We start from the raw sequence: 13525 nt of genomic DNA, 5'->3' as shown, positions 1-13525 counted from the left end.
CATGAACGACCGCGCTGACAGAACCAAGTTGCTGAAGTCGCTACTGGATGAACGCATCCTCGTGCTTGACGGCGCGATGGGGACGATGATCCAGCAGGTGAATCTTACTGCCGATGATTTCGGCGGCGCGGCACTCGAAGGTTGCAACGAGAACCTCGTGCTCACACGCCCCGATGTCATCCGCGACATTCACAAGAAATATTTCGAGGCGGGCGCGGACATTGTTGAGACGGACACGTTCGGCAGCACGCCCATCGTGCTAGCGGAGTACGCCTTGGCGGACAAATGTTACGAGATCAATGTCGCCGCCGCCAAAATCGCGCGTGAGGCGGCAGAGGAATTTTCCACACCCAGCAAACCGCGGTTTGTCGCTGCGTCGATTGGGCCGACAACTAAAGCCATCACGGTCACGGGTGGCGTGACGTTCGACGGACTGATTGAGAATTTTTATCAGCAGGTGCGCGGTCTGGCGGAAGGTGGCGCGGATATCCTGCTCGTTGAGACGTGCCAAGACACGCGCAACATCAAGGCTGCGCTCATCGGCATCCAGAAAGCCTTCGACGAACTCGGCTTCCAACTACCGATTATGGTTTCGGGCACGATTGAACCCATGGGGACGATGCTCGCGGGACAGGCGGCGGATGCTCTCGTCGCTTCCTTGCAGCATGTTGACTTGCTGAGTGTTGGTTTGAACTGCGCGACCGGTCCTGAATTCATGACTGATCACATCCGCACGATTCACAACATGGCCAACACGCGCGTCTCGTGTTATCCAAACGCCGGCCTGCCGAACGAAGAAGGGCTGTACCTGGAAACGCCGACCACGCTCGCGTCGGCCCTTGAGCGCTTTGTCAAAAACGGCTGGCTTAATATTGTCGGCGGGTGTTGCGGGACAACTCCCCCGCACATCAAGGCCATCGCGCAGATGGTCGAGGGAAAAGAACCGCGCAAATTCCGCGCGCAACGCAAATCCTGGTACAGCGGCATCGAACTCGTCGAAGCGACCGACGACAACCGTCCGCTCATCGTGGGCGAACGCACCAACGAAGTCGGCTCGCGCGCGTTCAAGCGGCTGATTACCGATGAGAAATTCGAGGAAGCGACGGAGATCGCGCGCGCCCAAGTCAAAAGCGGTGCGCACATCATCGACATCAATCTCGAAAACACCGACCGCGATGAGTTGGGCGACATCGACCGCTTTTACGAGAAGGTGATTCACAAGGTCAAAGTGCCGTTCATGATCGATACGACCAATTACAAGTCGGTCGAGCGCGCGCTGACGTATTGCCTCGGCAAGAGCATTATTAACTCGATCAACTTCGAGGATGGCGAGGAAAAATTCGACCATGTGTTGCCACTGGTGAAGAAGTTTGGCGCGGCGATTGTCATTGGTTCGATTGACGAGGACAAACAGCAGGCGCAGGCGATCACGCGCGAGCGCAAGCTCGCCATCGCCCAGCGCGCCCGCGATTATTGCGTCAAACACGGCATCGCTGAGGAAGACATCATCTTCGATCCGCTCGTGTTCCCTTGCGCGACGGGCGACGAGAACTACATCGGCAGCGCGGTCGAGACTGTCGAAGGCGTGCGATTGATCAAAGCGGCGCTACCGAAATGCAAAACCGTTCTCGGTGTGAGCAACGTCAGCTTCGGTCTGCCGGCGGCGGCGCGCGAAGTGATTAATTCTGTGTTCCTCTATCACGCGACGAAAGCGGGGCTCGACCTTGCCATCGTGAATGCGGAAAAACTGGAGCGTTACGCGACCATTCCCGAGCAAGAACGGAAGTTCGTCGAGGATTTGTTGTGGAATCGTCCATTCGAGGGATACGACGCGCCGCAGGATTATCGACAGCAGACGATGGTGCAGCGCATCGAGATCAACAACCATCACATCGAAGCGGTCAATGTTCATTTCCGCGGCGCGGAAAGTCGGGTGAAGAAAAAGACGTCCGACCTGCCGCTGGACGGACGGCTTGCCAATTACATTCTTGAAGGCTCCAAGGAAGGGCTCATTCCCGACCTCGACTTGAAGCTCAAGGAAGCCAAGCCGCTGGACATCATCAACGGGCCGCTCATGGACGGGATGAAGGAGGTCGGCCGGCTGTTCAACGCCAACGAGCTGATCGTCGCGGAAGTGCTGCAAAGCGCCGAGGCGATGAAGGCCGCCGTCGCCCACCTCGAACAATTCATGGAGAAGAAAGCCGACTCGACCAAGGGCAAGGTCCTGCTCGCCACCGTCAAGGGCGACGTGCATGACATCGGCAAGAACCTCGTCGAGATCATTCTCTCGAACAACGGCTTCAACGTCATCAATCTCGGCATCAAGGTGCCGCCCGAAGACCTGATCAAGGCCTATCGCGAGCACAAGCCTGACGCCATCGGCCTGTCGGGCCTACTCGTGAAAAGCGCGCAGCAAATGGTCATAACCGCGGGCGACCTCAAGAACGCGGGCATCACGGTGCCGTTACTGGTCGGCGGCGCGGCGTTGAGCGACAAGTTCACGCGCAGCCGGATTTCGCCGAGCTACGAGCGCGTCGTGGTGTATTGCAAGGACGCGATGACGGGACTGTCGATCATGAACCGATTGATGGACCCCGCCGAGCGCGACAAGGTGATGACGGAACATCGTGCGAGCGACATTCCTGTCGCGACCGGGACCGTAGAACAGCTTCCCGAGACGACCGAACGCAGTTCGCGCGTTCGCATTCTATCTCCATTGGCCGCGCCCTACCCCGAGCGCAAAGTGCGCGACGTGCCGCAACTTCGCGAAGTGTGGGAATACATCAATCCGCAGATGCTGTATGTGCGCCATCTTGGTTTCAAATCCAATTTCGAGAAAGCCCTGGCGGCCCGCGACCCGAAAGCGCTGGAACTGCACAACCTTGTCGAGGATGTGAAAGCCGAGGCCGCGAAGTTCATGAAGGTGAAAGCGGTGTGGCAGTTTTTCGATGCGGAAGCGGAGGGGAATAGCATTAAGCTATTCTCTCACCACGAAGGCGCGAAGGACACGAAGCCAGACCACATCTTCAACTTCCACCGTCAGCGGAAGCCGGATGGCTTGTGTTTGTCGGATTACGTGAATCCGCCGAGAGACAGCGTCGCCCTCTTCGTGGTCGGCGCGGGCGCGGGGATACGTCAACGCGCCGAGGAATACAAAGCGAAAGGCGAATACCTGAAGTCGCACGCGCTGCAAGCGCTCGCCATCGAGACCGCCGAAGGTTGCGCCGAGTGGTTACACAGGCGCATCCGCGAGGATTGGGGTTTCCCCGATCCCGCCGATATGACGATGATCGACCGCTTCACCACAAAGTATCGAGGCCGCCGCTACAGCTTCGGCTACCCCGCCTGCCCCGCGCTGGAAGATCAGGCCGGCATCTGGAAACTATTGAAGCCCGAAGAAATCGGCGTGCAGTTGACCGAAGGCTTCATGATGGATCCCGAAGCCAGCGTCAGCGCGCTGGTCTTTCATCATCCGGATTGCACGTATTTTGGCGTCGGGGATGTTACTGATTCTGCGGAATGAACTACGGAGCGGCTTGACCTTCTAACGTAAGCGAACGATAATTACACGTCATGGCCACGGCAAACATCAAGCTGGACTTGAAGCAGATCGCTGAGCATCTGCCAGCGGGCGCTTCGTACGCTGACGCGATGTATGAATTGTACGTTCGCATGAAAATTGCAAATGCGAAGCAAGCAGCCGATGAAGGCCGGGTCATCCCTCACGAGGAAGTGAAGCGTCGGTTTGTGAAATGAAGATCGTCTGGACCGAACCGGCGGTCACCGACCTCGACGCCATTCGTACCTATATCGCCCGTGACTCTGAGACTTACGCCGACGCTCTCATCTTGGAGATCTTCGAGGCCACCGACCGACTGGAGCGTTTTCCCGAATCTGGGCGCGTCGTTCCTGAACTCAACGATCCTACGACACGCGAGATCATCGTTGGCAGTTATCGAGTGATGTATGACACCAGTGGTGATGCGGTGCGCATCCTCGGCGTGCTGCATGGCGCACGGCAATTTCCACCGACGAAGTAGTCCTCATCCCTCTATTTCGAGGCATCCCTAAAACAACAGGCTAGCTTCCAGTTTCGGCGGAAACAGATGTTCCACCAACCTTATTGTAAACAGGGAACTTGCCCTTGTGGTCGTCCTTGTATCTATCAATCCAGTGTGCTTCCCACCGCACCTGCTGGTCTGGATCATCGACTAGGGAATATTCGATCATATCGAATTGCCACGCCTGTCTCTCCGGAGATCTCAAACGCACATTAATGTCGCCCCTGCCTATGTAAACAATTTCGCCACCCTCCGTTACGTAGCGGTAGATTCCACGTGCCTGTGGAGGAATGTCCTTTGATTCTCGTGCTCGTCTTTCTTCAAAGGCGGGGCAGAGCTGGATGCTCCAAACTTTTCCAAAGGGTGTATTCTCTTGCTTGGGCACGAATCGTCGATACTTGGGAGGCAGCTTTGCAACAGATCGAACCCAATCGAGTTTCCTGACAAGAGATTTCGCGGAGCAATTCAAACCCTTGTGGCCCGCTCCTGCCGGCACCAACGCAAACGAATTGGGGCGGTCTTCTTTGCAAAACTCGAATCCCAATTTAAAACTCTGGGGGGTCCGCTTGTACAGTAACCCGCATGTTCGCGCTTAAGTCGGCAACTCTGACAAATTGTGCGCTGAATGCAATGCGCTCATACGCGACGCTGATAAACGCGTTATCAGATCCTTCAGCATTGTCTTCTCTTTTAACTACTTCCCAAGCCATAAACCTCTCTGCTTTGCGTCTTTTTGTTAGGCAAGTTTTACACAGCATGTCTGTTTTTTGAAAGCCAAAGTTGGCAGCCCATCACGGCTCGCCTTTTTCCACGGTCCCGAGTTCCTCATTGCGCGGTTGGGCGATGTCGGTTTCGGCGAAGGCGCCGTGTTGGGGCAGGATCATGAGGAAGCGGGTGGTGCGATCGATCTCCGCCTTGCCGCTTTGAATCCGGCAGGCGAGGACATGGCCACCAGCGTGGCGGTCGGCGGTGAGGAAGTGGAAATGGTAGCCGGGCACATTGAGTTTCCCGGCGTACTCGGGCACGCGGAACCCAACCATCGTGCCGCGCACGTGATGGAACTCAAAGATGGATTGTCGTTTGGCGGCTTCCAACAGCGGCGGATACGGCAGGTGTTGACGCGGGACGCTGCGGGCTTTGACGCTGGCGAACACGCCTTCGATGCGGATGGCGTAGAACGCGTTCTTGTCGGGCAGCACCTGATCGAGGGCGTGCTCGATGCCGTGGAAGTCAAGGGAGTTGGTCAACGAGAGCGAGTGGTCGGGCTTGAAGAACGTCACGGTCGCAAACGGCGTCAACATCGCGTCGGCCACCAGCGCCACCGTCCCGTCGGTCTTGACCTGGTAGAAGTTGCCGTCCAGCGCAACCATCTCGCCGTCGAGCGCGTTGAACGTGCCCAGTCCGAAGTCCCCGTGCCGCTTGAGCTGACCGAACGTCAAATCGCCATCGTACACGCCCGAAAGTAGGGCATTGATGGTCGAGTACTGCACGAGCGTCTGGCGATTGCTGTTATCCGTCGCGCAGCCAACGAACACGGTGAGGAGCAACGCAATCAGGTAACTGCGCGGGCGCTGCCGGTGGCGAATCGGTTTCACGATGTCGGATTGAACGCGTCGGCCACACCCCGGAGCAAGCACAAATTGTCGGTGCACTTGCAATCGACGTTCACGGTGGCTACACTTTCCGTCATGATCATGAAGAACACATCCACGACGATGCATCGATTTGCCACCGCGTACGCATTCGTTCTCGGGCTGGTTGTCCTCGGGACGGCTTGTTCGCCGAGCGAGGCACCGAAGCAAGATGCGACGGCGCAACCAGCAGCAGCCGCTGCGACGAACCGATCGCCAGCTGATGCCGTATCACCGCCGCCGATCGGTGCGACACCCCAACCCACAACTGCTGCACCCGCACAACCAGGAGCTACTGTGACCGAATTGAAAATTGAAGATACCAAGGTCGGCACGGGCGCCGAGGCCGCCGCGGGCAAACAAGTGACGGTCCACTATACGGGCTGGCTCACCGACGGCACGAAGTTTGACTCGTCCAAGGACCACGGGCAACCATTCAGCTTCCAACTCGGCGCCGGTCAGGTCATCAAGGGCTGGGACCAGGGTGTTGCAGGAATGAAGGTGGGCGGAATTCGCAAGCTGACGATCCCCTCCAGCCTCGGCTACGGCGAACGAGGTGCGGGCGGCGTGATTCCCCCGAATGCGACGCTGGTGTTCGAAGTTGAACTTCTCGGCGTGAATTAAAACGCATCCTGAAGGGTGCGGCTACATCACAATGAGGATTAGCGTGTTCAGTACACGAAGAGCCCCAGCAAGACCAGGAACACGCCGACGGCGGCCCCCACCGAACAGGCGAACCGGCAACGGGCGGTGTTGGCTGTCATAAAGGCGATCCAGTCACGGACCTGATGCGGCGCGGAGGCCATCCAGACCGCGCCGCAGACCTGGATGTAGGCCAAGACGGTGACGACGAGGCGTAACGGGGAATCGCTGATGTCGGCGGCATTGAGCACGACCTTGGAAATCAGCAACATCAGGGCGGCCAGGCCGCGAAGGGCGAGAAACTGGTCGGCGTATTGGATCACCAGCCAGTAGGCGATCGGAATCCCGATGACGATAAACGGTTTGACCCACGCGAAGTCGTCGACGGCGGCGAAGAAGTACAACACAATGCCTGCCCAGACCGCACAGACTCCCATGAGGATGCGTCCCCATAACACCGAGCGCGGAAACTTCCGCGCTTCCGCGCTGAATTTCTCCGGGGCAATAATGCCCGGAAGTCGGCCGGCAATAATCGCCGTGCCGAGGATGGTCGAGGTGATGGCTAGTCGTGTCATAGGTTGTGGATGGCGGGATCGCCGTAAAGTGTGATGGTGGTGGCGCGGTCGATGCGCACCGGCAGCAATTCACCGTGATGACGCTCGTCGCCGTCGATCAGCACGATCTTGTTGGTGCGCGTGCGGCCAAACATGCGTTTGCCCGCCTTCTCGCTGCGGCCTTCAACGAGGATTTCAACGGTTTGGCCGACGAGTTCCTGATTCTTGCGGTTCATACGCTCGTTCAGGATTTCCAAAACGATCTGGTTGCGCTTTTCCTTCTCGTCGTCACTGAGTTGATCGGGCAACTCGGCGGCGGGCGTGTCGCGGCGCGGTGAGTACTTGAAGATGTAGGCCTGGTCGAATTCCACTTCGCGCATGAGTGAGGCGGTTTGCTCGAAGTCCTCCTCGGTTTCACCCGGAAAACCCACAATGACATCGGTGCTGATCGCGATGTTCGGTTGCGCCTCCCGGAGTTTGTCGAGGATCCGCAGATACCACTCGCGGCTGTACCCACGATTCATGGCCTTTAACAGCCGATTCGAGCCGCTCTGAATGGGCAGGTGCGCGTGCTCGCAGAGTTTCGGCAAATCGCGATAGGCTTCGACCAGATCGTCCCCGAAACCTTTTGGATGCGGCGACGTGAAACGAATGCGTTCCAGTCCCTGCACTTCGTGCACAGCTTCGAGGAGTTGGACGAACGCGGACTTGCCATCCTGCTTTCCAATGTCTTTGCGTCCGTAACTGGTCACGATCTGGCCCAGCAAGGTGACTTCCCTCACGCCTTGATCGACGAGTTGACGGACTTCCTCGACAATTTCCGCAATCGGCCGGCTCCGTTCGCTGCCGCGCGTGTAGGGCACAATGCAGAACGAACAGTACATGTCGCAACCTTGCATGATGCTGACGAACGCGGTGACCTGGCGATTGCCGTTTGTGCCGAGGACGTGGTCCTTGATCGTGGATTCGCTACCAGATTCTTCCGCGACGTCCACGATGGCCTTCAACTCTTCATCATATAGATCAGCGTCCTCGCGGCGACGCGTGAAAATCTGGTCGAGGTAATCGGGGACGTGATGAAAGCGCTGGGTGCCCACAACCAGATCGACCGCGGATTGTTTTTCGGCGAGTTCGCCGCCGCGGCTTTGGGCCATGCAGCCGAGGTAACCCAGCACGAGGTCGGGCTTGCGGCGCTTGAGATGCGCGAGCGAGGTCATCTTGCCGATGGCCTTTTGTTCAGCGAGGTCGCGGACGCTGCAGGTGTTCAGCAGGATCACATCAGCATCGCGCTCGGAGGGGATGATCGCGTAACCGCGCGCGCGCAACATTGCCGCCACGGCCTCGCTGTCGCGCTCGTTCATCTGGCAGCCGTAGGTCTTGATGTAAACCTTCTTCATCATCAGACGGTCGACTGGCTATAGATCAGCGCCATGAGTTCGGTGCGGCTGGTGACATTCTTCTCGAACGCGCCGCGCATGGCGGAAGTGATGACCGATGAGCCGGGCTTTTTCACGCCGCGCATGGTCATGCAGGTGTGGACGCCTTCGCAGACAACCGCCACGCCATCGGCTTTGAGTTCGTGGTTGATGATATCCGCGATCTGGCTGGTCATGCGCTCCTGCACCTGCGGGCGGCGGGCGAACGATTCCACGACCCGCGCCAGCTTCGAGATGCCGACGATGTGACCGTTGGGAATGTATGCGATGTGCACTTTTCCAAAAAATGGCATGAGATGATGCTCGCACATGGAGAAGAAAGTGATGTCTTTGACGAGCACGAGTTCATGATGGTGCTCATCGAATTTTTTACTAAGCGCAAGATGCGGCTCCTGCTCCCCCTGCCCAAAGATCTCCTCGTACATGCGCGCCACACGGTCCGGTGTGTCGCGCAAACCATCGCGGTCCGGATCCTCGCCGATGGCTTCCAGTAAGAGGTGCACCGCTTCGCGGATTTTCTTCTTATCAATTGTTTGGTGATTTGGCATTCGCCACCCTCAGAATCTGCCCACCATAGCCCAGCGTCTGGGAATGGTCAATGCGAGGAACTGCGTTGATCCGAGCTCAATTGGCTTTCCGTACAGCATGACTTGCTTCCCACAAATCCACGAAGGCGGGGTCGGGTGATTGGATGACGGTAATGTGTTTGCCTTCGCGGTGAATGCGCAGGGTCGGGGCGGGAGTCGCAGTCCGCTTCTCGATCACCTTTTTGTATGCTGCGGCGAACTCCGCTGCTTGCGGCTCGGTTTCCCAAGCGATCACCCACACGAGAGCGGTCGGTCCATTCGTGCCTCGTTCGTAAACCTGGTAGCGATCACCGTTCCATCCTTCTGCCTGTATCTGGGCATCGTAAGCTCCCATGCCCTGCCCCAGGACGAAGCGTGTCCCAAATTCGCCGAGGCTATTGCTGCCGATCAACCGCCAATCTCCGGCTTCAAGCTTGGGAAGATCGAGATGTTCGGGCGTAGCGCGCTGATGCAGAAACTTGTCGGGATGAAGAATGTCCTTCGTGGTTGTCGGGGGATGGCGAAACGCCGTGTCGATCGCAGCGGTGCCGCCGGAGCTGTACAGCGTTGTCACGAATTGCTGGCCCTCCTGGTACGGGAACATCAGCATTTCGCGCAAGTACGGCGGCGCTTCGCGGAGCTTCGTTGTGTTCTGGCTGAACATCGCGCCCACATCGCCCAGCATCTTGCTCGGATCGACGTTCTCCATGTACCAGCGCGTCATGAGCACGGTCGCGTCGCCTTCGACGAGCGCGGAAGTGGCCAGCGCGAGATCATCGTTGGTCTTCACCTTGAGCGGAAACTTCAACAAATCAAAGTTCTGGTCTTGCAGTGCGTGCGTGAGTTCATGCGAGAGCAGCATCTTGTCGAGATTGCTGGAAAACACGAGGTCCTTGAATGTGTACAGCGAATGCTCTTCCGGCACGTAGAAAGCCGCGACCTGCTCGTTGTAGAGGCTGACCAGCACATTGAGCAGATCCGTGCCCTCGGGAACCAGCCCGACCGCCGCCAGCGTACGGCTGTAATCGCGCATTTCCTGCTCGGTATATTGTTCCTTCACCTTCTCCACGAGCACGCGTCGCAATTCCGAGCGGTCGATGATTTTATAATTCACCGGGCTCTTGAACGGCAGGCCGCGCAATTCGCTGGTCTGCTGCTCGATGCTCTGGCGGTCCCCGGCTTGTTCTTCTGGCTTGGGACCGCGTTGCGCAGCGGAAACCTTGGCCTGCAAATCCCGGCGCTCCTGCTCCAGTTGGGTGATCTCGCCCCGCAAACTCTCCAACGTTTGACGCAACTCAAAATTGCGCCAGCCGAGAAAGCCAAGCGCGAGGAACAACACCAGGAACGCGAGCTTGAGGAAAAACTTTTTCATTGGTGGGCTTATCCGCCCGTGCTAACGTGCCGCGCACTCTAATGGACATCCGCCAGAAAATCCAGACGCTTCTCGCCACGCCAAATTACCATCCACTCCGCCGCGACGAGTTGGCCAAAAAGCTCCGCCTAAACTCTGCCGAGCGCCGCGATTTCCGCCGCGTCCTGGCCGGAATGCTGGACAAAGGCGAGGTCGTCCGCGTCCGCACCGACCGTTTCGTCCTCCCGCACGACGCCGATCTGGTCGTCGGACGAATCGAGTTCAATGAAAAGGGCTTTGCCTTTCTGCGTCCCGAGCCACCCGCGGAGACGACGACTCCTGTCGAGCCGCGGCCCGACATCTACGTCGCGGGAGAAGACACGGGCATCGCGTTGCACGGTGACAAGGTGGTGGTCCGGTTGCATCGCGACCGGCGGAAATTCAAGGCGGCTGATAAACCCGCGGGTGTGGTGATTCGCATCCTGGAGCGTGCCAGCGAAATCGTCGTGGGCACCCTGCAGAAGGGCCAGCACGTTCACTATGTCATCCCCGACGACCCGCGCATGCCGCATGACGTTTACACCCGGCCCGCGTTGAACGCGCAGGTCGGTGACAAGGTCGTCGTCAAGCTGCTTGAATGGAAATCGCGGCACGCGAGTCCCGAAGGCGAGATCGTCGAGGTGCTTGGCAAATCCGACGCGCCCGGCGTGGACATCGTGGCCATCATTCGCAAGCATCGCCTGCCGATCGGTTTTTCGGAACAAACCCTGGCCGAAGTCGCCCGCATCCCGGAAAAGATTTCCCGCGCCGAATACGAACATCGGCTCGACCTGCGCGGGAAGTTCATCGTCACCATTGACCCCGACGACGCGAAGGATTTTGACGACGCGGTGAACGTGGACGAATTGCCGGGTGGCGGTTGGCGTCTCGGCGTGCACATCGCCGACGTCTCGCACTACGTCCAGCCCGACGGCGCGCTCGACCGCGAGGCGAATGCGCGCGGCAACAGTGTTTATCTCGTGGATCGCGTCCTGCCCATGTTGCCGGAAAAGCTTTCGAACAACCTGTGCAGCCTGCGGCCCAATGAAGACCGGCTCACGCAATCGGTGTTCATCGAGTTCACGCCCAAAATGGTGGTCCGCAAGATGGAGTTTGCGCTCAGTGTCATCCGCTCCCGGCAACGGCTGACCTACAAGGAAGCGTTTGCGCGCCTCCAGTCGCGCGACGACCATGAGGAACTCACGCACGAGTTGAAAAAGATGTGGCGGCTGGCTTCGCGTCTCCGCCAACAGCGTTTCGCGCACGGTTCGCTGAACCTGGATTTTCCCGAGGTCAAGGTTCGCCTCGATAAGAACGGAAAGCCGACGCATATCGAGAAGATCTATTACGATATTTCCCACCAGCTCGTGGAGGAGTTCATGCTGGCGGCAAACGAGGCGGTCGCCAAACACATTTGCCAGTTGCAGATTCCGTGCATCTACCGGATCCACGATGACCCCGACCTGGAAAAGTTGCGCGACTTTCGGCGATACGCGCAGAGTTTCGGTTACAAGGTCGGCGACGTGGCGCACCGGCAGGAGTTGCAAAAGCTCCTGAAACAGGTCGAGGGCAAACCGGAGGAGTACGCCATCAACCTGGCGTTGTTGCGTTCGTTAAAGCGGGCCCGCTACTCACCCGTTCCCGTGGGCCACTTCGGGCTGGCCAAGAAGTTCTATACCCATTTTACTTCACCGATCCGGCGGTACGCAGACCTGATCGTGCATCGCACCTTGTTGTCCTTGCTGGCGAAGGGGAAGACTTCCCCGCGCCGCTATAGTCTCCAGGAGTTGACCCGCGCCGCCGAGCACATCTCCCAGACGGAGCGCGTAGCCGCCGAGGCGGAGGAGGAGTCGGTCGAGTTGAAGAAGCTGGAGTATTTCCAGCAGCAGTTGGCGCGCGGCAAATTGGCTGTGATGGAAGCCGTGGTCTGCACGGTCCGGAATTTCGGCATCTTCGTTGAGCTGCCGGAAAGCCTGGTCCAGGGTCTCGTCCATGTGTCCACGCTGGAGGACGATTTCTACCAATACGATGAGCGCCAGGAACGCCTAGTCGGGCGGCGTACCAAGCGTGTAATCCAGATCGGGGATAAAGTCCGCGTACAGGTGGAGCGCGTTGACGTTTTCAAGCGCCAGATTGATTTTCGGGTCGTTTTGTAGGGGGAGTCTTATATCTTGAACAAAACGGCAAATTGAATTGGAACAAAATAGTGTTCTGAGCATCTCTCTTGGACCTTGCAAAGTCCGTGGTTTTAGCATCCTATTGATTCAGAATGTCTTGCAGCTTTTTTGCATCGTTTGCAGACTTAGTCATACTGACGGAAAGTGCTTAGTAGCAGTAATTTTCGCTTCTGCCTTGACTTCGATCACTGGGTTTACTAGGATGCGCAGAGTCAAAGTCGTCGAAGCAATAGATTTCACTTTGGAGATTTGTTTGGGTTAGGGATCGGAAGGGCGAGTAGAATAATGTGGACGATTAAAAAGCTTTTCTCCTGCACAAGCGAATTCAGGACCGTGACCAACCGAGGCAAACGCCCGGAGTCTTCTTTCGTTCTTTCCTGCCAGTATCTTTTTGCGATCTGCGCGATTGTCGCCGTTGCTGTAGCGTATGCTCCCACCGCCAGTGCCCAGATCGTTATCGGGCCGACTGTCAGTTTGGCGAGCTTGACGAATGATGGCGGAGACGTTCTCGTTGGCGACAAGGACTTTTCGAATTTCAGCATCAGCGGCGATTTCTCAGCCAGTCAAATCAACGTCACTTCGATCACGATCAACGGTGATTTTGGGATTCGATTCAGTGGAGCGATTGTGTCCGGTTCCAACCCCATGGACATGATTCTCGGTTACAAGGTCGCGGTGACCAATTCGCCCAATCTGATTTCCAAAGCGAACCTCCTTTTCAATGGAACTGTGACCGGTACGGGTCTGGCAGAAGTGGTCGAGCAAGTGTTCACCAACAACAACCAACTTGCTGGGCAGATGTTCGTTTTTGCTTCGACAACGACAAATAAGCTCTCAGACAGTTTGGCGATCCAGCCGCCTCAGCCTTTCCTGACCCTCTCCAAGGACGTGATTGTCACAGCTTCATTGCCGGCTTTTGCGAGTATTTCGACCATCGACCAGACGTTCACCCAGGTTCCCGAGCCAAGCGCGCTGGCCTTGGTTGCGGCAGGATTCACGGGAATGGCTCTTCTGCGACGTCGCCGGCGCTAAACGGCACCCTGACAGCAGCGGGGGTGGAGGACTTAC

Annotated in this window: 12 protein-coding genes; 6 read left to right on the top strand and 6 right to left on the bottom strand. The window is 57.7% G+C overall.

Annotation, left to right across the window (positions count from 1 at the left end; genetic code table 11):
* Position 1 precedes the first annotated feature (1 nt).
* From metH to VNL17_03395, 3 genes are read left to right on the top strand one after another with little or no spacing between them, the layout of a single operon-like run.
* Positions 2-3523, top strand: coding sequence for a methionine synthase (metH, locus tag VNL17_03405; GenBank protein ID HXI83120.1), 3522 nt, complete (start codon positions 2-4; stop codon positions 3521-3523).
* A 50-nt stretch (positions 3524-3573) separates the two neighbouring features.
* Complete coding sequence (locus VNL17_03400; protein HXI83119.1) at positions 3574-3756, top strand: hypothetical protein; 183 nt, start codon at positions 3574-3576, stop codon at positions 3754-3756.
* Positions 3753-4040 (top strand): type II toxin-antitoxin system RelE/ParE family toxin, encoded by a 288-nt coding sequence (locus VNL17_03395; GenBank protein ID HXI83118.1) that lies wholly within the window; start codon positions 3753-3755, stop codon positions 4038-4040. The genes VNL17_03400 and VNL17_03395 overlap by 4 nt, the downstream gene beginning before the upstream one ends.
* 40 nt (positions 4041-4080) lie before the next feature.
* Here VNL17_03395 and VNL17_03390 read toward each other — a convergent pair whose 3' ends face one another.
* Together VNL17_03390 and budA are read right to left on the bottom strand one after the other, a co-directional pair.
* Positions 4081-4446, bottom strand: coding sequence for a hypothetical protein (locus VNL17_03390; protein ID HXI83117.1), 366 nt, complete (start codon positions 4444-4446; stop codon positions 4081-4083).
* Between the two features lie 406 nt (positions 4447-4852).
* Complete coding sequence (gene budA / locus VNL17_03385; GenBank protein HXI83116.1) at positions 4853-5656, bottom strand: acetolactate decarboxylase; 804 nt, start codon at positions 5654-5656, stop codon at positions 4853-4855.
* A 75-nt stretch (positions 5657-5731) separates the two neighbouring features.
* On the opposite strand from budA, the gene VNL17_03380 reads away from it, so the two are divergent.
* Positions 5732-6316, top strand: a complete 585-nt coding sequence (locus VNL17_03380; GenBank protein HXI83115.1) for an FKBP-type peptidyl-prolyl cis-trans isomerase — start codon at positions 5732-5734, stop codon at positions 6314-6316.
* A 47-nt stretch (positions 6317-6363) separates the two neighbouring features.
* On the opposite strand, the gene VNL17_03375 is transcribed toward VNL17_03380, so the two are convergent.
* The 4 genes from VNL17_03375 to VNL17_03360 all read right to left on the bottom strand — a co-directional run bounded on the left by VNL17_03375 (position 6364) and on the right by VNL17_03360 (position 10262).
* On the bottom strand, positions 6364-6909 hold the full coding sequence (locus VNL17_03375; GenBank protein ID HXI83114.1) for a hypothetical protein: 546 nt from the start codon (positions 6907-6909) through the stop codon (positions 6364-6366).
* A complete protein-coding gene (gene miaB, locus VNL17_03370) occupies positions 6906-8288 on the bottom strand; it encodes a tRNA (N6-isopentenyl adenosine(37)-C2)-methylthiotransferase MiaB (GenBank protein ID HXI83113.1) in 1383 nt (460 codons plus the stop codon). The genes VNL17_03375 and miaB overlap by 4 nt, the downstream gene beginning before the upstream one ends.
* A complete protein-coding gene (gene folE, locus VNL17_03365; protein HXI83112.1) occupies positions 8288-8872 on the bottom strand; it encodes a GTP cyclohydrolase I FolE in 585 nt (194 codons plus the stop codon). The genes miaB and folE overlap by 1 nt, the downstream gene beginning before the upstream one ends.
* A gap of 76 nt (positions 8873-8948) precedes the next feature.
* Positions 8949-10262: a hypothetical protein gene (locus VNL17_03360; protein HXI83111.1), complete on the bottom strand. Its 1314-nt coding sequence runs from the start codon at positions 10260-10262 to the stop codon at positions 8949-8951.
* A gap of 26 nt (positions 10263-10288) precedes the next feature.
* Here VNL17_03360 and rnr point away from each other — a divergent pair, with 26 nt between their 5' ends.
* Entirely contained in the window at positions 10289-12436 is a 2148-nt protein-coding gene (gene rnr, locus VNL17_03355) for a ribonuclease R (GenBank protein ID HXI83110.1), read from the top strand.
* A 306-nt stretch (positions 12437-12742) separates the two neighbouring features.
* Entirely contained in the window at positions 12743-13489 is a 747-nt protein-coding gene (locus VNL17_03350; protein HXI83109.1) for a PEP-CTERM sorting domain-containing protein, read from the top strand.
* Positions 13490-13525 lie beyond the last annotated feature (36 nt).

It is taken from the genome of Verrucomicrobiia bacterium, assembly GCA_035577545.1.
In the GTDB taxonomy this organism is placed as follows: domain Bacteria; phylum Verrucomicrobiota; class Verrucomicrobiia; order Palsa-1439; family Palsa-1439; genus Palsa-1439.
The sequence above is the reverse complement of the archived record's forward strand: the minus strand, read 5'-3'. Positions and strand labels throughout refer to the sequence as shown.

Excerpts from the sequence above, each read along its gene's own strand:
- metH (HXI83120.1), top strand. The coding sequence starts at position 2 with ATGAACGACCGCGCTGACAGAACCAAGTTGCTGAAGTCGCTACTGGAT.
- VNL17_03375 (HXI83114.1), bottom strand. The coding sequence starts at position 6,909 with ATGACACGACTAGCCATCACCTCGACCATCCTCGGCACGGCGATTATT.
- VNL17_03350 (HXI83109.1), top strand. The coding sequence starts at position 12,743 with ATGTGGACGATTAAAAAGCTTTTCTCCTGCACAAGCGAATTCAGGACC.
- VNL17_03400 (HXI83119.1), top strand. The coding sequence starts at position 3,574 with ATGGCCACGGCAAACATCAAGCTGGACTTGAAGCAGATCGCTGAGCAT.
- miaB (HXI83113.1), bottom strand. The coding sequence starts at position 8,288 with ATGATGAAGAAGGTTTACATCAAGACCTACGGCTGCCAGATGAACGAG.
- folE (HXI83112.1), bottom strand. The coding sequence starts at position 8,872 with ATGCCAAATCACCAAACAATTGATAAGAAGAAAATCCGCGAAGCGGTG.
- VNL17_03360 (HXI83111.1), bottom strand. The coding sequence starts at position 10,262 with ATGAAAAAGTTTTTCCTCAAGCTCGCGTTCCTGGTGTTGTTCCTCGCG.
- VNL17_03395 (HXI83118.1), top strand. The coding sequence starts at position 3,753 with ATGAAGATCGTCTGGACCGAACCGGCGGTCACCGACCTCGACGCCATT.